Genomic DNA, 18969 nt, shown 5'->3' with positions numbered 1-18969 from the left:
CTTGTCCACACGACCCTCATAGGTTTCGTTTAGAGTCTTTATAGCAACTTCTTCAAGAGGACTGTCAAACCTGTAAGGTGGTATTCTTACAGTATCCTCAATTTTTGTTTTATAATACAAAATAATCCCTCATTTTTTTGATAATTTAATTAATATTATATATTACCCTCAACAGCAATATATCTTTTTTGTCTGAGATATACTACTGTGATTCCTTTATCTTTTGCACGATTTTTTAATTCAATATCATTTGTAGCTAATACTTCTGAAACTCTAAGTAACGCATCATCCACAGTTTCATTTTCAAGTAATGAAATATCCTTTATTTCAACTTTTGAAGAATTAGCTAACTTTAAAGCTAAATTTGCATTTAACCTTATTTTTCCTTTATTATTTTTTTTCAAACCCTTCAATTCATTGATAACAAAGCTTGGAGTAGTTAATTTATAAGAAGGTAATGATTTTTCAAGTTCAGTGATTACATCAACATTGAACTGAAAAGGAACCATAAAAAAATTGGTATCAATTACAACTTCTTTAGAGTCCATTATCTCCCTCTATTTAATAATACCATAACCAATTAATCTCCAACGAGCCCCAACTCTACGACTTAAAGCAACTCTGTCTCCAGGGCTTGCGCAAACTGGTAACTTAAGATTAACTTCAACATCGTTTTTCTTGGTTGAGCTAACAACACCAATTGTTGTTGTAGTACCACAATTAATCATTAAAGGTTCTTTAATTTTAATTGGAGCAACATCACGTTCTTCTTTAGTACCTACAACACGGTCAAGTAAATTAGCTTCCATAACAAAACTATCTAAAACATCAGGCAAAGTACCTTCTTCACCAGCAACAGTTCCAGATAATGAATCGGACTTAGTTAATGATGGATCCAATTTAGTTGCAATACCTACAAGACCACCAGGCCCTATTTCTTCAACTTGTTCTCCATTAGCTTCAAGACCAATGATTTCAGATTTTAAAGTAATCCTATTACCTTTATTAGTTGGACCAGGCCTAATTTCAATGGTATCTCCGAGTTTAAAAGTACCTTGAATTAAAGTACCTCCAATAACTCCACCTTTGATCTTATTAGCCCCTGAACCAGGTTTGTTAATATCAAATGACCTTGCAACATGCATCAATGCAGTATCATCTACATTTCTTTCAGGAGGTTGAATTTGTTTAAGCATTGCTTCAATTAGGATATCTACATTAGCTCCTTGTTGAGCAGATACAGGTATTATTAAAGCATCTTCAGCACAAGTACCTTTAACAAATTCCTTTATTTCATTATAACTTTCTATAGCTCTTTCTTTTGAAACAATATCAATTTTATTTTGAACTACAATTACATCTTTAACACCAATAACATCAAGTGCCATAAGATGTTCTTTAGTTTGTGGTTGTGGACAAGTTTCATTTGCAGCAATAACTAATACTGCACCATCCATAATTGCAGCACCAGATAACATAGTCGCCATAAGAGTTTCGTGACCTGGAGCATCAACAAATGATACTTTTCTAATTAATTCAGTTTCGCTCCCACAGATTGGACATTTTTCAGAAGTAGAATAGCATTCAGGTTCTCCGCAGTTAGGACATTTTCTAAATTCAATGTCAGCATAACCTAAACGAATTGAAATACCTCTTTTTGTTTCTTCACTGTGAGTATCAGTCCATACTCCTGATAATGCTTTAGTAAGAGTAGTCTTACCATGGTCTACATGACCAACCAAACCTATGTTAACATCTGACTGTACGTTCACAGATAACCACCTTTTTAATAATTTTAATTCAACTTAAAAGTAAAATAAGAAAAATAGTGAAACTATTCTTCCTCTTCTTCACCAGCACCAATAATATCAGCAATTGATTTGCTTCCAGCTTTAGTAACTACAGTGTTGATTTGTACGATATCTTCAGCAATAGTGTTTCCTCTAACAGTTTTTCTTCTTTTAACACCATCAGCTTTAGGATGATAACCAATACCACCAGTTAATAAACTTTTGATTCTTCTAGTACCTGAAACATCTTTTTTCATGGTAAAACCATTTTTATCACTACCACCAGTGATTTTTAAAGTGTAACCATCTAAACCAACAATTCCACCATCGAATTCATCACCGATGACTAAACCATTGAGTGCTTTAGCTTCTTCCACTTCAAATTGATGAGTTTCAGCTTTTTGAGACACAACTACTTTGTATGCCATGGTATTCCTCCATAATTTTTTATAAATAATTAATTATTATTCAAATAAACCAAATTTACCCCAATCTGGATCGATTTTACGTTTAATTTCTAAAAATTCATATAATGTTTCAAATTCATCTTCAGTTAATTTATCTTTAAATTCTCTTTCAATGAATTTATAATGCTTTTCAGGGACATCAATGTATAATTCATCCCCTTCATCAAAATGTTTTCCAACAACAGCATCTTTAATAGCCATAGCCACTCTTTGACCTCTTGGAATATCAGGTAATGTTTCGCCTTTATCTTCCATACTGGCTATAACCCCAACATATTCACCATTTTTATTAATCAAAGTTTGACCTTGTTTAATTGTACCACTAATTGACTCAATTCCAATAATTGCAGGTTTACTTTGACGGAAAACTAATTTTGGTAACGCAATGAATTTTGCAGGTTTAATAATAGCATCATAAAATGCTTTCTTTTTAGCCTTTTCAAGTTCATCCATCCATGATTCATAATCTTCAATGATTTGATAAATTACATCACCTTTGAAGAGTTTAACATCAGAGTTGTTTAAATCTTCTACAGAATTTGGATGAACATCTACATTAAATGCAATAATAGCACCAAGTGCTTCATTTTCAGTTAAAGCTATAGATGAATTGATAATATCTCTACGATTTACATCACCAATGTCCGCTTCACGAATAGGAATTTCCATTTCTCTTAACAATTTAACAATAGCTTCAAGAGAACCTAATGTGTCTGCTTTAACTAAAAGACCTTCATCTTCTGTACTAATGGTAATATCTTCGATTTCTTTTAAAAGTTCCTCTTCAACATTCTCATCATCACTTAAAACTCTAAGTGGTGAACCTGAAATAACATCATCTAAATTAGGAGCGGCTATTTTAATACCTGCAGCCGCAACAACTTCATCAAATTTCTGAAATTTCTTTTTAGAATCTCTCATTTCTTCAAGTGGAAGTGGTCTTAAAATAGATCTAATTTTAGTTGTTAATACTTCATTTGAAGAAGTCATTAAAGCAATTTCATCATTAGTTCGTAAAACACCATCATAAATAATACTATCAATAGTAAGACCTAAACCTACTTCTTCTTTAATCTCTAAGACTGTACCTTTTGCAGGAGCATCTTCATTAATCTCAAGTTGTTCGGTTAAATATTCTTGAGCAAGTCCAAGCAACATTGCTAAAACTTCAATAATACCCTCACCAGACCTAGCACTTATTGGTATGATACTAATCTGGGATGCGAAATTACTAACCCTATCAAATCTTTCTGATTGGAATCCTTCTTTGTGGAGAATACCAACAAGTTCATAAACTTTAGTGTCTAAATCTTGTTTAACACTTTGAGCTTGTTTCTCAAATGATTCTTTAAAAGAAGCACCCTCATGAGTTTCCCAACCAAAAATCATGTCAATTTTATTAGCAACAACAATGAACGGAGTTCTATACATCTTAAGAATATTTAATGCTTCGTATGTTTGTGGTTTAAATCCATCATTAATATCCACAATCAATACGGCTAAATCTGCTAATGCACCACCACGTTTTCTCAAACTAGTAAATGCAGCATGTCCAGGAGTATCAATAAAGAACAATCCAGGAATTAAATCTTTGATAGATAACCTTGAAATAAAATTTCCACAGATTTCTTCAATAGTATCATTTGGGATTTCAGTAGCACCAATATGTTGTGTAATACCACCCGCTTCTTTATCAGCGATGGTACTACCCCTAATATAATCTAACAATGTAGTTTTTCCATGGTCTACATGCCCTAAAACTGATACAATCGGGGATCTGATTTTCATAATATCTTCTTTGATAATAACTTTTTAAAATTTAAATTTATTCATAAATTAAATTGTTATCGACGATTTCATAATCGCAAATTTCATCTTCATTAAAGAAAAGACTAATTTCTCTTTCTGCAGACTCAGGAGCATCTGAAGCATGAATAATGTTTCTACCTGTATCCATACCGAAATCTCCTCTAATAGTTCCAAGATCTGCTTCTAAAGGATTAGTTGCACCAACTAATTTCCTAATAGTAGTAATAGCTTCTTCTCCTTCAATTACCATAGCAAGGCATGGTGAAGAAGTAATATATTCAACTAAACTTGGGAAAAATGGTTTTTCAGCATGTTCTCCATAATGAGTTTTTGCTAAATCTTCATCGATTTGAATTAATTTACAAGCAACGATTTGAAGACCTTTTTCTTCAAAACGAGATAAAATTTTACCCATAAGACGCCTTTGAACAGCGTCCGGTTTCATCATAACAAAACTTTTTTGAATCATTCTTTAACCCATTTAACTTTTCTTGGAACTCTTCCGAGTTTAATCATATTTTTTTCACATTTGCTGCTACAAAAGAAATAAATTGACCCGTCTCTTTTGACGTACATCTTTCCAGTACCTTCTTCTATTTCTTTATGACAGAATGAACAAGTTCTCATGTTCTTACACCTTCTTAAGGAGTTCTAATTTCCTTAGCTTCTCTAATTGTATCAAGTAACATTAAAATGTCGCCTTCTCTTACAGGACCCATAATGTTTCTTGTTAAAATTCTTCCTTTATCTCTACCATCGAGGATTCTGCATTTAATTTGCATTACCTCACCAGTCATACCAGTTCTTTTTAAAACTTCAATGACTTCAGCAGGAGTACCTTCTTCCATGTAAATCACCGTAATTCAATTAAAAGAACTTATCTATTCTTTTAATTCAGCAACTTTTTCTACAATTTCAGCAACAGCAGCTTCAGCATCACCAGCGTCTACAATACATGCAGATGCAGTTCCAACAGTTAAACCTGCAGCTCCACCAACTTGTTCTTTGGTAGGTAAGTATACGTAAGGAATTTCTTTTTCATCAGCTAATACTGGAATGTGTGCAACAATTTCAGCAGGATCTACGTCTTCTGCGATAACAACTAATGCTGCATCTCCTCTTTCGATGAATTTGGTTACTTCGTTAGTACCTTTTGCTACTTTACCAGTAGATTGTGCGGTTTCTAATGCTTCTTCAGCTTGTTTAGCTAATTCTTCAGGTGTCTCAAATTTTACATAAATGTTTGCCATAAAATATACCTCCTTTTTCATCTGGCATTGCCATCCATCGGCAGATATTATAATTCATTGAATCATAATATAATGTAATTATATATAGTTATATTATTTTTTAACTATAGAAATTACTCAAATTATTCAAATAATGAATAATCTATTATAGTTTTTAATAATACTAATTCTTGAATAATTCATATATCACTAAATATAATCCCGGGAAAAAAATAAGAGGGATTAGACTTTCAATACAAATACTTCTGAATTTCATATAATTTTTAGCAAAACTAAAAATAAAAATTTAGTAATTAATGAAATAATTCTAGAGAACTAGACAATATTAAATTGGTTAGTATAGTATATAAATGTTTTTAAAAAAAGGATATTTTAAGAACTAAAAATCAAGTTTAAAATGAAATAATTAAAAAAAGTGTAAAAGAGATAGTAAATTAATTACTATCTGAGACAGTAAAGAAATCTATTTGATAGCTAATTTAATGTCTTCTGCTTTTACAGTTTTTCTACCAGCGTGACGTGCAAAGCCTACAGCTTTTTGTGCGATTTCGTTACCGCAATCTTCGATAGCTTCGGTTAATGCGATTTTTGCGTCATCACTTACTCTTTGTGCACCAGCATTTTTTAAGATTCTTCCTACAGGAGCAATTGGTAATTCACTCATAATTAAACACCTCTTTTATTTTGTTAATAATAGATTTAATTTGCTTATATATAAATATATTGGTTTTTCATTGTTGAATTGTTAAAATTTCAACATAGTAAAGCAAACTATTTTAACCTAAAAAGTGACAGCATTGTCTTTGAAAATGTTTTTCATACATTAGGTTATACAAAAAAAGTGTAAGTTATGTTTGAATATAAAAGAATTAAAAGAAAAAATTAAAATTAAAAGAGATTTAAAGCAAAATTTATTTCTTCATCAAAATCTCTCTTAAGGTGTCTATATCAGCATCAACCTCAGTAGGTTGAGTACATGCATCAATAGCTGTGTTAGGATCTTTAAGTAAATGTCCTGTAACAACACAAGTTATAGTTTCACCTTTATCAACTACACCCTCGTCAACAAGCTTTTTAAGACCTGCAATAGAAGCTGCAGAAGCTGGTTCGACACCAATACCTTCTGTTCTTGCAAGTAACTTTTGGGCATCCAAGATTTCTTCATCAGTTACTGTTTCAGAGTAACCATTAGAATCATAAATAGCATTGAGTGCTTTGATGTCACTAACTGGTGCACCAATACGAATTGCTGTTGCAATTGTCTCAGGATTTTCCACAGGCACTACTCTTTTGTCACCTTTTTTAAATGCATTAGTGACTGGACATGCACCTTCAGCTTGAATACCGGTCATCATTGGAAGATCCTTAATAAATCCAGCATCATAAAATTCTTTAACACCTTTCCAAATAGCTGAAATATTTCCAGCATTTCCCACTGGCAAAACAATTCTGTCAGGAGCCTGCCAGCCTAAATCACGGACAATTTCATAACCTATAGTTTTTTGTCCTTCTAATCTGTATGGGTTAATTGAATTTAATAAGTAAAGATGTTTTTCTAATGCAAGAGCAGTCATTGCTTCAAGTGCTTCATCAAAGTTTCCATTAATTGACATTACTTCAGCACCGTGGAACATAGCTTGTGCTAATTTTCCTAAAGCAACTTTTCCTGAAGGTAAAAATACAATGCATCTTAATCCTGCACGAGCTGCATAAGCTGATAGTGATGCGGAAGTGTTTCCAGTTGAAGCACAACCTACAGTACTAACTCCAAGTTCCATAGCCTTAGTCATACCAACAGTCATTCCCCTGTCTTTAAAACTTCCAGTAGGGTTGGAACCTTCAACTTTAACATACAAGTTAACTCCAAGTTCATCTCCAAGCTTATCACATTTGCAAAATGGAGTTCCTCCCTCATCAAGAGAAACAATTTTACTTTCATCTACAGGAATACATTCCTTAAATTTCCATAGATTATCTTTTCTACCATCAAAAATGTCTTTAGAAACATCAATTTCGTTAACGAGTTCAAGAACAGATCCACACTTCTCACAAGTGTAGATTACTTCATCATCATCGTATTCTTCTCCACATGAAACACATCTTATCATAAAATCACACTTATTATTTTTTCATAGTATATTATAAAAATTTAACCTAAAATTGAGATTACATACTTTGCAATTGGAACTGTCAAATAAACCTCCACAAAACCTGCAATTATCATTAAGACTAATGAAATAGCAAATATTATCAATGCCTGTTTTAATTTAATATAGCTTTCATCAAAGGAATTAGATAATCTTTGTGAAATTGAACCCTCATCTTGATTTAATACTTCTTTTAGGAATTTATATACAAAATTAAATAAAACAATCCCTGAAGCACATGCTAGAATGCATGAGGAAAACTCAAAAATCCCATGAGGAATTATATACATTGAAACCGCCAATGGATTGCCATCACTAGCAACATAATAACCTACAAAAAATCCATTAAAAGCAAGGACCAAAACTGAAATGCAACATCCTATCCCATATATAAACATCATCAAAATAACTTTAAGATTATTTAAAAATATATCATGAAATGTTAACTTAATAACACCAGACTGAACCTTTTGCGTTAAATCTTCAACTACCGGATTAAAATAACTGTACAGATATGGTTCTAAGAAATAACCTAAAACTAAAGAGATAAATAAAATAGCTATTGAAATAATGATAGCCCATTTATTTTCAAGGAATGCTGATTTGATTTCATTAATCATTATATCAAAGTTTTTGCAATTTCTCTTGCTTCAATTTGCTTTTCTTTTAAATCTTCCATGAATTCTTCCATCAATTCGGCAGTTCTAACTTTACAATCACCACAACGAAGAGTTCCATTTAAACAGTCTTGTCTGATTTTTTCAAGTTCACTATCATCATCAATGAAATGATACAATAACATTTCATAGATTACACACTTATCAACTTCTCCACCGAGCTCTTGTTGTTCTTTAAGACTTTCTCTTCCACCTGTTTTAGCAGATTTAACTTTTTTAACCGCATCTTTTGTATCATCATTAAGATAAATCGCAGTAGATGGTTTGGAACTGCTCATTTTATCTCCAGTCAAACCAGTTAAAAATCTATGATAAGTTGAAGCAGGAGTTAGGAATCCTAAATCTTCATGTAATTTTTGAGCTATATCCCTTGTAAGTCTTATATGAGGGTCTTGGTCAATTCCAACTGGAACAACCACCTTTTTTGGGCCTCCAAACTCTTCAATTTGTGGAAGTAAAATATCGGCAACTTGAACCAGTGGCGCTTGTATGTGAGCTATATTTGTAGATGGAGTGAACCCATAAATAGCTTTAAGTTGGCTGAAATTAGTTTTACTTGAAGCTTTAAATGCCAAATCCTGTAATGCTTTATTTTGAGATTGAAGGTAAACATTTACATTGTCTTTTTCAAGGTCAAGGCCTAATGCAATCCAGTTTGTTAAATATTCATCAACTGCAATTTGGCGACCTTTCTCAAAGCTCATCCCACGAGCAGCATAGGATTCCAAATCTGCAATAGGCAGTGACAACATAGCACCTTTTTCTTGATACCATTTTAATTGGTCAACTACCATTTTATGACCAATATGCATTTGTCCACTTGGCATCATACCAGTTACTACTGCAAAATCTTTATTTTGATTAATCAAATTATTAATTTCATTAAATTCCCTATGTCCAAATATTACTCCTCTTTTCATTAATCTTTGAGGATTTTTAATATCATTTATAATATCTGAAATCTTACCTATACCAAATTGATTTACTAACTTATCATAATCTAAGCTAAATGATGCCCATGGATCAATTAAATCCGCCATATTTTCACCAACAATATTATTAAATTAAGTATTCAAATGAGAATTATTACAGTGAATATTAAACTCTACTGAAATATAAAACATTTCTTCAATTAAAATTATGGTCTTGTCCATTCCACATTATAGTAAGTAATGTCAAAATCCTCATCAACAATAGCTAAAAGAAGTTTCTTGTTAACACCATGAGAAACTCTAACATAACTTGCAAAATCTAAGGCATTAATATCATAATTTTCAAAAATTATCTTAACCAAATAATCAGAATGCCCTTGACCTGGACCTCTTCCACGATTGTATAACCTAAATTCGGAACCATATTTAAATCCAGTTTTAATTACAAAACCACGGTCTTTTAAATCGCGATAAACAATATATTTTCCATATGACTCCTGTTCTTTTAAAAGATCGATTAAATAACCAACAGTGCATTCAATGTCATCTTCATAAACATTTAAACGACCTTTTTCAAGCAAATAACATGCTTCTATTAAAGAAAGTTGAAGAAAATCTGCTTCGATTTTACCAAACTTACTTTTTTCATGTAAAGCTATTGGTCTTTTACTTCCCTCTTCAATTTTAATAGATACTATGTCATTAGATAAATTTCCACGCATTAAAACACCGCAAAAAGAAACAAATTATATTTAATGCTAATAAGTTTGAAATAAATATTATATATATTTTATTAAAAAAAAGAAAAAGTTAAATTCTAATAAAAATGTTATTTGCCATTTCTACTGGAATATTAAGTTCTTTGTCTTCAACCATGATTGAATAACTGTTGTCAACAGAATCTTCATTAAATGAATATTTCAAATGATTTCCAACTTGAATATTTAAAGCTGCAATATCATCTAAAAGTTCATCATTTCCACGAATAAATGATACAGTTCCCTCAGAATCAGAAGTCAATTCTGATACTGACAATAAGTTAAATTTTCTGTTAATAACTTGATCAAAATCTTTTTGAGAGTAACACTGCTTACAACTATCAAAATCAAAATCACAAGCAGGAATAACATTATCTTCAGGACATAAATCAGGATTGTGTAACATTGTACATAAAGCTCTTTCCGCTTCATCAGATAGGGTATGTTCCATTTCACAAGCTTGTTCGTGAATGTTTTCCTCTTTAATTTTTAAAACATCCATTAGGAATTTTTCTAAAATCCTATGTTTTCTTGTGATTTTTTGAGCTATTTTCATACCTTCATCAGTTAAAATTGCTCCTTTGTATGGAGTGTAATTAATATAACCTAAATTTTCCAATTTTTTAAGCATTTGAGTTACACTACCTGGTGCAATACCTAAATCTTTTGATAATTTAGTAGTTGAAACTTGTTCCCCATTGCTCCCATTCCTATAGAGAACTTCTAAATACTCTTCAATATTTTCACTAATTTTATCCTCAGACATGAAAATTCACCTAGTTTTTATAAGTGAATAAATATATTTAATTAAGAGTATAAAAAAGTTTTGGTTTGCCTAAAAATTTAGTTAGGAATTTTAAAAAAAGTAGAATCTGTTATTAAATTATATATCAAAGTGACTATTTAAATCTTTGTTAAAAAAATAAAAAAAAGATATAGATAATTAGAAGGAAATAGAATTAGTAATAGTCTTAAGACTAAATGTTTTCGTATTCCAATTAGCTATACTTCCTAATGAATTTCTAGAACTAGTTGCATCAGCAACAGTCCATGTATCACCAATTAACACTTGAGTCCATACGTGACCATATGTACTTCCACTACTGAAAGTACAGGTTCCGTGAACATACCTACTTGCAAGACCTGCAGTTCTAAACATAGCCACTAACAAGTGAGATTGATCAACACAGTTTCCTGTTTTAGCAGATAATGTACCTGCTGCACCATATTTGGTGTTATAATAGAAACTATAAGATACTTTATCCCTCACATAATCATAGATTGCTTTAGCTTTCTGCTCATCAGTTTTTAATCCACTAATCAATGAATCAACAACTTTCTTAATAGCAGCATTATTTACTTGACAATTAGTGGTTGATTTTAAATACGGAGTTAAATCTTTAATAGTATTTTTCTCATTTAAACCTGAACCTGATACAGAACTGCCTCCTCCAGAAGAATATTTGATTGTTACATAATTTGGCATGTATTTATCATTATTTCCATAATATGCCAATATTCTAGAGAATGCATCAACTAATTCTGAGTAAATTATTTTTCCAACAGCAGAAGAAGCATAATTAGGAGCTTGATTATAAGTCTTAATAAATGTTGCAACATTCTTTGCAGTAGTTAAATAATCTTCTTTCATCAAGTTAGCATTAATTGAATCTCCGGATGGAGAACTTGGAGATGAAACACCAGTAATATAAGTAATTGCTTTAGTGTTTGAGTTACCAAGTTGATAAATAGCTTGACTCATCAAGTATAAGAACTCAGGTAATGTGAATGTAACTCCACCTGCAGTAACTGTATTCGGCAATTTACCATTGGTTTCATAATATTTTTTCAAATTTGTTGCGCCAGTGATAACATTGCTAACAGATATTGTTTTGCCGGTTGGAGTGCCTGATGAAGCATCACCAGACAGATTATTGAAGTTAACAAAGTTAGTTAACCCCCATCTGAATATTACAATACCTGATACTTTAGAATCTAATGCTGCTAAAGCATCTTTAGCAAGATCAGATTTAGATAATTTAGTTGTATCACTATCAGAGTTATATGCTTGTAAACCAACCCACACTTTAGCACCTTTAGAATTATCTACAAACCATTTTGCAGTAGTTGTAATCCACTTTGTTGTTTGTTTATAATTTCCTTTATAAATCATAGGAATAACAACATCTGCATATTTACTAATTGCAGATAAATCTTGACCATAATAATAAATATTATTAGTGGTTTCAGGCATTAAAGCACATGAAACAATAATGCTAGCATCAATATTATGAATAGCTTCAGTTGCTTGTTTTACAAATTCAGTTATTGCATCAGTACCGCCTGTAGTTTTATAAGCAGTACCAGGATATCTTAAATAATCAAGGAGAATGCCGGAAACTCCTTTAATATTAGCATATGTTTTAAGTTCAGTTATTTTCTTATTGAATAAAGTGGAATCAATCTTTCCGTTTTTAACTGGATTGACCCAACCATCAGATCCATAGAATATTTGAGCCCAAATATGAACCCTTATTCCCAACTTATTTGCACTAGCAATCCATGATTCAACCGCTGATTGACCATGAAGGGTAATTGCATAATAGTTTAAGAATAAATCTGTAGTTCCTTTGGAAGCTAATGAACTTAAATCAACATTTTTCATATCTGCACCGAAAACCCAATATCCATTTCCAGTAACCTCTTTTTTAACTACCTTGATTTTAGTGTTTCCTGAACTTGGTGCATTATCATTGTCACCAGTAGCAGGATAACTGTAAGAAACTGTGTAGGTTCCAGGGGAAAGATTTACATTAAATGTTGCATAACCTGTTGAAGAGGTTGTAGCAGAATATGATTTGGAGTCTATAGTTAAATTTACGGTTTTACCAGCCAAAGCTTTATTATTTGAGTCTTTTAATAAAACTTTTAAAGTTTGTGTACCTTGATTTAAAGATGTTCCACTACTCCATGTTAATGAGGTTTTAGACCTGTCTTTAACAGTTATTGCAGTAGAACCAGATTTTGCATTAATTTTTGAATCTTTACTAATAGAATATGAAACAGTGTACTTTCCATTTGTCAAATTAATAGGTAATGAAACTAAACCCTTACTATTTGTAGTTTTTGTATATGTCTTTCCATCTACTTTAAGAGTAATAGTTTTTCCTGCTAAAGGAACACTACCTGAAGTTACAGCCAATTTAAATGGTGTATTTGAACCTTGACCAATAGTAGTCGGACTTTTAACAGTGAAAGTTGGAGTACTACTTGGAATAATGGTTACTGTATTAGAAGCACTAGATGCAGTATAGAAAGCATTTCCTGCATAGCTATATTTAACAGTGTAAACGCCCTCATTAAGTGTAGGTAACTTTAATGAAGCTACACCCTTACTATTAGTGGTTGCAGAATATGTCTTACCATTAATTGTAAATTTAACAGTTTTACCTTCACCCGGCGCATAGCCTAAACCATTATGCAATGTTACTTTAATAGTTTTACTATCACTTTTAAGGAAAGTATAAGCACTAGTTATGAGTTCAGAAGATGTAGATTTTACTACTTTAACTGTGTTAGTTTTGGTTAAACCATCAACATTATAGGAAATCATCTTATATGTCCCTACATTAAGGTTGTACATAGTTAAAGATGCTACACCATTACTATTAGTAGTCGCAGTATATGTTTTTCCATTAATCTTAAACTTAATCTTTGTATTGGTCAAAACTTTACCATCACTTTTATAGAATTTTGCAGTGAATTTTTTACCATCAGTGTAAACTTTAGTAACATCACTTGCACTAATTGTAGATAAAATTTTAAAAGTATTTGTTACATTATAACCAGTTACAGGATTAGTTGCAGTAACTTTATATGTTCCTGGTTTAAGATCAATCGCTAAAGAAACAGCACCATTACTATTTGTTATTTTAGAGTAAGTTTGTCCATTTGCAACAATTTTAACAGTTGTATTGACTAAAGGATTTCCATTCTTATCTAAAAATGTAGCAGTATATTTGGTGCTCCCTTTATAATATTTAGTAATATCATTAGAAATAATAGAATCAGATACATTAATAGCATTTGATAAAACATTATCACTTATAGAATTACTACCCGTGTTAGTTGATAAAGTATTTGAATTTTCAGATTCTAAAACTTCTTCACTTGATAGAGAAACTTTAGATGAATCATTATCAACATTTGAATCACTAGATACAGAAATTTCTGATGAATCAGCAATATTTTCTAATGGGACTGAAACATCTGATGTGTCATCTACTAAGTTAGTAGCATACGAATCTGTAACACTTACGTCACTTGCATGAATAGCACTAACTGATAATATTACACAAAGTGCTAATAACAAAGTGAGTAATACCTGTTTGTTCAAAATATTTTACCTCCATAACAGTTTTTTAATAATCCATGAGACCTAGATCTCACTTCAACAATATTTATATACAAATATCTTATATAAACCTTTTTATTTACTAGAACCTTTTAAATGAGTTTAATTTTTAAAAATAAGGTTAAAACTTTATGAAAATTGACTATAAAGTAAAATTATACTTAAATTAAAGTATAAAACCATTAAAATATATGAAACTATATTTAAACTAACTTTATTTTATTAAAATGTAAATAGTAATTGTAGTGCTTATTATATAATATAACATATAATTAAAACTTATCTTATTGAAAACCATTGATTAAAGTTAAGTTAGAATAAAAAACAATACATTTAATAAAGTATATCTAAAAATAAGCAAAAATAATAAAAAAAAGAAAAATAATGTAAAAATTTAAAAATTTTACATCATTGGAGGCATTCCACCCATACCGCCTGCACCAGGCATTGGAGGCATACCACTTGCATCATTACCAGACTCATCTGGACCTGTTGATTCTAATGCATTTCTTGCTGCAATCATATCATCAATTCTTAAAATCATTTCTGCAGCAGCTCCAGCGGATTGTAAAGCTTGGATTTTAACTCTTAAAGGTTCAATGACTCCAGCTTCTTTCATATCAACCACTTCACCAGAGAATACATTAATTCCAATGAATTGTGAGTCTTCATGAGCGGCTTTTAAATCAGCAATTAAATTAATGGTATCTAAACCTGCATTTTCAATTAAAGTTCTTGGAATAACTTCTAAAGCTTCAGCATATTTTAAAATAGCTAATTGTTCTCTTCCACTTACAGATTCACCATATTCTCTTAATTGTTTTACTAAATCAATTTCACAAGCTCCACCACCGATGAGAACTTTACCTTCTTCGATAGTAGCTGCTACAACACCTAATGCATCATCGATTGCTCTTGAGATTTGTTCGGTTACATAACGGGTACTTCCTCTAAGCACAATTGATGAAGCTTTTGGATTTTCACATTCTTCAATGAAAGTTAATTCATGATCAAATATTTTATCAAGATATACACGACCTGCTTTACCTAATTTGTCTTCAGATAAATCTTCAATGTCAGTTACGAGTTTTGCACCAGTAGCTTTTTCAATTCTTTCCATATCAGATTTTTTAACTCTTTTATAGGTCATGATTCCTGCTTTTTTCAAGTAGTGTTCTGCTAAATCATCAACACCTTTTTGACAGAATAACACATTTGCACCGGAATCAACAATCTTGTCTACCAATCCTTTAATCATTTCTTCCTCATTTTTAAGGAATGCTTCAAATTGATCTGGACTTGTTATATCAATTTTAGTATCAGTATTAATATCTTTTAATTCGATTGGATATTTCATGATAGCAATTTTTGCATCTTTAACATCTTTAGGCATGCTTTTAGATAATGGTGCTTTATCGATTACTACACCCTCTGCTAAGAATGAATCTTCTACAGAATCTCCTGAAACCCTTTGAATATTAATATTGTCAATGTCGGATTTGCCGTCTTCTTTGATTCTTAATGCTGCTTTAACAACAATGTCTGCCAAATGGTCTTTTGCATAATCAGATCCTTTACCACTCATTGCAGTTACAGCTACTTTTTTAAGGGTTTCTTCATCATCAGCATCTATTGCAATTTCTTTTATGAGTTCAACTGCCTTTTCTGTTGCGTTTCTATATCCTTTTACAACAACAGATGTTGCAATTCCGTCTTCTAATAATTCTTCAGCTTTAGCTAATAATTCACCTGCAATTACAACAACAGAAGTAGTTCCATCTCCAACAATATCTTCTTGTTTTTTAGCGGTTTCTACAAGCATTCTAGCTGCAGGTTGTGCAATATCCATTTCTCTCATGATAGTTGCACCATCATTAGTTACTGTTACATCACCTAATGAGTTAACTAACATTTTATCCATACCTTTAGGACCTAATGTAGTTCTTACAATACCAGCTAAGACTTTAGCTGCTGTGATATTCATTCTTAAAGCATCTCTTTTTGAATATCTTTCAGTTCCTTGAGGAAGGATAAATATTGGTTGATTTGCCATTTCATAATCACCTTTTATCTATTTAAATAAAAATATAAAACTAAGTTTTTATACATATTAATGATAGGTAAGAGGTTATATAAAAAGATTACTTATTAAACTAACTTTTGGTGTGTTTTATGTATAAAACAATAATAGATGAAATTAAAGCTAATCTAGGTGGAAACAAGGATTTGGACAGGAAATACCTATCCTCACAAATCGAAAAATACAAAGACCACCCATACAACAAAGAAATCCTAAAAGAAATCTCTCGAATGATGTGGGATTGTCTAAGTGATGAGGAAAAAATAGAATTTATAGAGATTTCACAAAACGAAAATCCTATAATGGATATTTTAAATGACGTATCCTATGACATTGAAAATGGAGAATACAAATTAGCTTTAAATAAATTAGACAAATTCATGGAATCCTTCCAACCTCCATTTGAGGACGATAAGGTAAGTGAGTATCACTTTTTTACAAATCCTCTAGAGGAAATCTTGTTTAATACATACATCGGCGCTGAAAAGGAAGTTAGATTAATTCCAGATAACCAACCTTTACTCGATTTATATTACATTTACGGATTTTTGCTTTTAGAAACTCAAAAAATTGATAAAGCTGAAGAATATCTCAAAAAAGCAATTAAAATTAATCCAGTTTCATCAAGAATAATTTTAGAGTTATGTGAAATTTACAAACAACACACATATAACTATAATAAATATTATATGTATGCCTCTGATGCACTGAAATATGCATATTACCCAACAGACATTGGCAGATGCTACAGATCTTTAGGCCATTATTACATTGCAGAAAACCAAATGAAAACAGCACTGGCATTATTTACCTACAGTATGGAATTTGACTTAAGTCCCATGACATATAGTGAAATAAACTATATTAAATCAAAAAATAACATTGAATTAACACTTGAAGAGTCTATTGATATTATCAAAAATAAAAATATTCAAATTGGACCAAATCCATTCATTATAGAAACTTTAGAAAATCTAGCAAATGAATATGAAGAAAATATGCTATTAAATCAATCAATTTACTTTTACAAACTACGTTACAATTTAACAAAAGATGAAAAAATTCTTGATAGAATTAAAGAACTTGAAAATAAAATAAACTATTAAATAATATATATTATATATTATATAACAAGGTGATTTAAAATGTGTTCAAGTGGAGGGCCAATGGCCGATATTGATTTGAAAAAATTGAAAACAAAAAAATATCAATGTAAAGACTGTGGAAATACCTTTAAAGGTCTTGGAAAAAAAGTTGTTTGCCCATCTTGTCAAAGTGACAATGTGGTTTGCGTAGAGTAAATTTATTTACTCTTCTTTTTATTTTTTAAGTGATCTTTATGAACATTGATTTTAAAAATGATGAAATACTATTTCTTGAAGGGGAAACCGGAATCGTGGGCGTTGTAAAAGTTGCCTACGAAAATAAAATGTTATTTATTGCAACACAAGACAACGAAGAAATAGTTCAGTTTTTAGAATCAGACGATATAATTGCTGTATCAAACTTTAAAAAAGACAAAAGAGCAATACGCTCACAGGCTTATTTAGGTCGTGAGGAATCTTCACCTTTAGTAATTTTAAATAAGAATCATCCATCGACAAAACGGTTAGAAACTGTTTTATCTATTGGAGATAGAGTAAACCTAAACTGCAACATTACTCCAGGAACCCATCCTGAACAGAATGTCTTATGTTCCTGTGACAGTTTATCCGGACTTGAAATTATTAAAACACCAACAGGTGTTAAATTAAACAGAGACTTTGAAAATTACACAATTGAGAAATTCTAGGTTAAACCATGTTATTTATCGATTCATTTTACATGTTTTTAGGTAAATTAGTAGTCTTCTTGGCTATTTTAATCATTGTCCTATTTATTGCAGTTTTAATTCTAGGATTTTTCATTGCTAAAAAAAACAAAATAAAGTTTCCAAGATTTCTGTTATACATAGTTGACCTATTATACTCACCTTTCAAAACAATAGCTCATTTTTTAAACTTGGATGAATATCTAATCGATGACATTGCAATCAAGGTTAGGGACGACATCAACAAGGAAAAATTCAGACAAGTTCCTGCCGAAAAAACATTGATTTTTTTACCTCACTGCCTAAGACACAGAGACTGTCCTGCAACACTCCAAAAAGAAGGATTAAACTGTACAGAATGTGGATTATGTTCCATTGGAGCCATTAAGAAAAAAGCTGAACCATTAGGATATAAATTATATATTGTTCCAGGATCAAGCTTTGTTAAAAAAATAGTTATGGAAAACAAGTTTAAAGCAGTTGTCGGTGTGGCCTGTCATGAAGATTTAAATCAAATGATGATGCTCCTATCAGATTTCTGTCCTCAAGGAGTATTACTTGAAAAAACAGGGTGTTTTGAAACAAAGGTAAATGTTAAAAAAGTATTTGAAAAGATTGATTCCAAATACTAATCGTCGAAATACCTTACAAATTCAGTTGACTCTTGGGTCTGACTAAACTCTTCAATAAAATCGTTTAAATCTTGAATAAACTCTTCTTTTCTTTTATCCAAATCCTCGATTTTGGAATAGTCTTTTTTAACTCCAATAGTCATTATCAAATCATCAGTTTCAAGAGTAATTTCAGGATATAATTCCTCTACAAATTCATCCAT

The 18969-nt window shown here is 31.0% G+C and carries 22 protein-coding genes; 4 read left to right on the top strand and 18 right to left on the bottom strand.

Features of this window, described 5'->3' with window-relative positions:
- The 17 genes from ACKI32_RS03275 to thsA all read right to left on the bottom strand — a co-directional run.
- Positions 1 to 120, bottom strand: a 120-nt coding sequence (locus ACKI32_RS03275; protein ID WP_407413455.1) for an RPB7/RPC8 family DNA-directed RNA polymerase subunit, incomplete at its 3' end; no start/stop codon positions are given.
- A 35-nt stretch (positions 121 to 155) separates the two neighbouring features.
- A complete protein-coding gene (locus ACKI32_RS03270) occupies positions 156 to 548 on the bottom strand; it encodes a PIN domain-containing protein (protein WP_407413451.1) in 393 nt (130 codons plus the stop codon).
- A gap of 9 nt (positions 549 to 557) precedes the next feature.
- On the bottom strand, positions 558 to 1772 hold the full coding sequence (locus ACKI32_RS03265) for a translation initiation factor IF-2 subunit gamma (RefSeq protein WP_407413449.1): 1215 nt from the start codon (positions 1770 to 1772) through the stop codon (positions 558 to 560).
- A 62-nt stretch (positions 1773 to 1834) separates the two neighbouring features.
- Positions 1835 to 2218 carry a 30S ribosomal protein S6e gene (locus tag ACKI32_RS03260; protein ID WP_407413447.1) on the bottom strand — a complete coding sequence of 128 codons (384 nt, stop codon included), beginning with the start codon at positions 2216 to 2218 and terminating at the stop codon, positions 1835 to 1837.
- A gap of 36 nt (positions 2219 to 2254) precedes the next feature.
- The gene (gene infB / locus ACKI32_RS03255; RefSeq protein WP_407413445.1) at positions 2255 to 4045 is read right to left on the bottom strand and encodes a translation initiation factor IF-2; all 1791 of its coding nucleotides are present in this window, start codon (positions 4043 to 4045) and stop codon (positions 2255 to 2257) included.
- Between the two features lie 37 nt (positions 4046 to 4082).
- A complete protein-coding gene (gene ndk, locus ACKI32_RS03250) occupies positions 4083 to 4535 on the bottom strand; it encodes a nucleoside-diphosphate kinase (RefSeq protein ID WP_407413443.1) in 453 nt (150 codons plus the stop codon).
- Positions 4532 to 4693 (bottom strand): 50S ribosomal protein L24e, encoded by a 162-nt coding sequence (locus ACKI32_RS03245; RefSeq protein WP_149731004.1) that lies wholly within the window; start codon positions 4691 to 4693, stop codon positions 4532 to 4534. The genes ndk and ACKI32_RS03245 overlap by 4 nt, the downstream gene beginning before the upstream one ends.
- A gap of 14 nt (positions 4694 to 4707) precedes the next feature.
- Positions 4708 to 4914 (bottom strand): 30S ribosomal protein S28e, encoded by a 207-nt coding sequence (locus tag ACKI32_RS03240; protein WP_042692817.1) that lies wholly within the window; start codon positions 4912 to 4914, stop codon positions 4708 to 4710.
- 33 nt (positions 4915 to 4947) lie between these two features.
- Positions 4948 to 5316, bottom strand: a complete 369-nt coding sequence (gene rpl7ae / locus ACKI32_RS03235) for a 50S ribosomal protein L7Ae (RefSeq protein WP_407413441.1) — start codon at positions 5314 to 5316, stop codon at positions 4948 to 4950.
- A 463-nt stretch (positions 5317 to 5779) separates the two neighbouring features.
- Positions 5780 to 5980 (bottom strand): histone family protein, encoded by a 201-nt coding sequence (locus ACKI32_RS03230; protein WP_116591162.1) that lies wholly within the window; start codon positions 5978 to 5980, stop codon positions 5780 to 5782.
- A gap of 247 nt (positions 5981 to 6227) precedes the next feature.
- Positions 6228 to 7424 (bottom strand): threonine synthase, encoded by a 1197-nt coding sequence (gene thrC, locus ACKI32_RS03225; RefSeq protein WP_407413439.1) that lies wholly within the window; start codon positions 7422 to 7424, stop codon positions 6228 to 6230.
- Positions 7425 to 7465: 41 nt separating this feature from the next.
- Entirely contained in the window at positions 7466 to 8083 is a 618-nt protein-coding gene (locus tag ACKI32_RS03220) for a stage II sporulation protein M (protein ID WP_407413437.1), read from the bottom strand.
- The gene (locus tag ACKI32_RS03215) at positions 8083 to 9180 is read right to left on the bottom strand and encodes a tryptophan--tRNA ligase (protein ID WP_407413435.1); all 1098 of its coding nucleotides are present in this window, start codon (positions 9178 to 9180) and stop codon (positions 8083 to 8085) included. Before ACKI32_RS03215 ends, ACKI32_RS03220 begins: the two co-directional genes overlap by 1 nt.
- A gap of 98 nt (positions 9181 to 9278) precedes the next feature.
- Positions 9279 to 9794, bottom strand: coding sequence for a tRNA-intron lyase (endA, locus tag ACKI32_RS03210; protein ID WP_407413433.1), 516 nt, complete (start codon positions 9792 to 9794; stop codon positions 9279 to 9281).
- Positions 9795 to 9882: 88 nt separating this feature from the next.
- Complete coding sequence (locus ACKI32_RS03205) at positions 9883 to 10596, bottom strand: metal-dependent transcriptional regulator (protein WP_407413431.1); 714 nt, start codon at positions 10594 to 10596, stop codon at positions 9883 to 9885.
- Positions 10597 to 10773: 177 nt separating this feature from the next.
- Positions 10774 to 14226 carry a transglutaminase domain-containing protein gene (locus ACKI32_RS03200; protein ID WP_407413429.1) on the bottom strand — a complete coding sequence of 1151 codons (3453 nt, stop codon included), beginning with the start codon at positions 14224 to 14226 and terminating at the stop codon, positions 10774 to 10776.
- Between the two features lie 421 nt (positions 14227 to 14647).
- Positions 14648 to 16297: a thermosome subunit alpha gene (gene thsA / locus ACKI32_RS03195; RefSeq protein ID WP_407413427.1), complete on the bottom strand. Its 1650-nt coding sequence runs from the start codon at positions 16295 to 16297 to the stop codon at positions 14648 to 14650.
- 119 nt (positions 16298 to 16416) lie between these two features.
- On the opposite strand from thsA, the gene ACKI32_RS03190 reads away from it, so the two are divergent.
- The 4 genes from ACKI32_RS03190 to ACKI32_RS03175 are packed head-to-tail and all read left to right on the top strand — an operon-like array spanning position 16417 to position 18766.
- Positions 16417 to 17430, top strand: coding sequence for a tetratricopeptide repeat protein (locus ACKI32_RS03190; RefSeq protein WP_407413425.1), 1014 nt, complete (start codon positions 16417 to 16419; stop codon positions 17428 to 17430).
- Positions 17431 to 17469: 39 nt separating this feature from the next.
- Positions 17470 to 17625, top strand: a complete 156-nt coding sequence (locus tag ACKI32_RS03185) for a hypothetical protein (RefSeq protein WP_407413423.1) — start codon at positions 17470 to 17472, stop codon at positions 17623 to 17625.
- A gap of 38 nt (positions 17626 to 17663) precedes the next feature.
- Positions 17664 to 18116: a hypothetical protein gene (locus tag ACKI32_RS03180; RefSeq protein ID WP_407413421.1), complete on the top strand. Its 453-nt coding sequence runs from the start codon at positions 17664 to 17666 to the stop codon at positions 18114 to 18116.
- A gap of 8 nt (positions 18117 to 18124) precedes the next feature.
- Positions 18125 to 18766, top strand: coding sequence for a DUF116 domain-containing protein (locus ACKI32_RS03175; RefSeq protein WP_407413419.1), 642 nt, complete (start codon positions 18125 to 18127; stop codon positions 18764 to 18766).
- On the opposite strand, the gene ACKI32_RS03170 is transcribed toward ACKI32_RS03175, so the two are convergent.
- Entirely contained in the window at positions 18763 to 18969 is a 207-nt protein-coding gene (locus ACKI32_RS03170) for a hypothetical protein (protein WP_407413417.1), read from the bottom strand. The genes ACKI32_RS03175 and ACKI32_RS03170 overlap by 4 nt on opposite strands.

This window comes from Methanobrevibacter sp., from assembly GCF_045611865.1.
Classification (GTDB): domain Archaea; phylum Methanobacteriota; class Methanobacteria; order Methanobacteriales; family Methanobacteriaceae; genus Methanocatella.
This window is presented reverse-complemented; position numbering and strand designations above follow the sequence as displayed.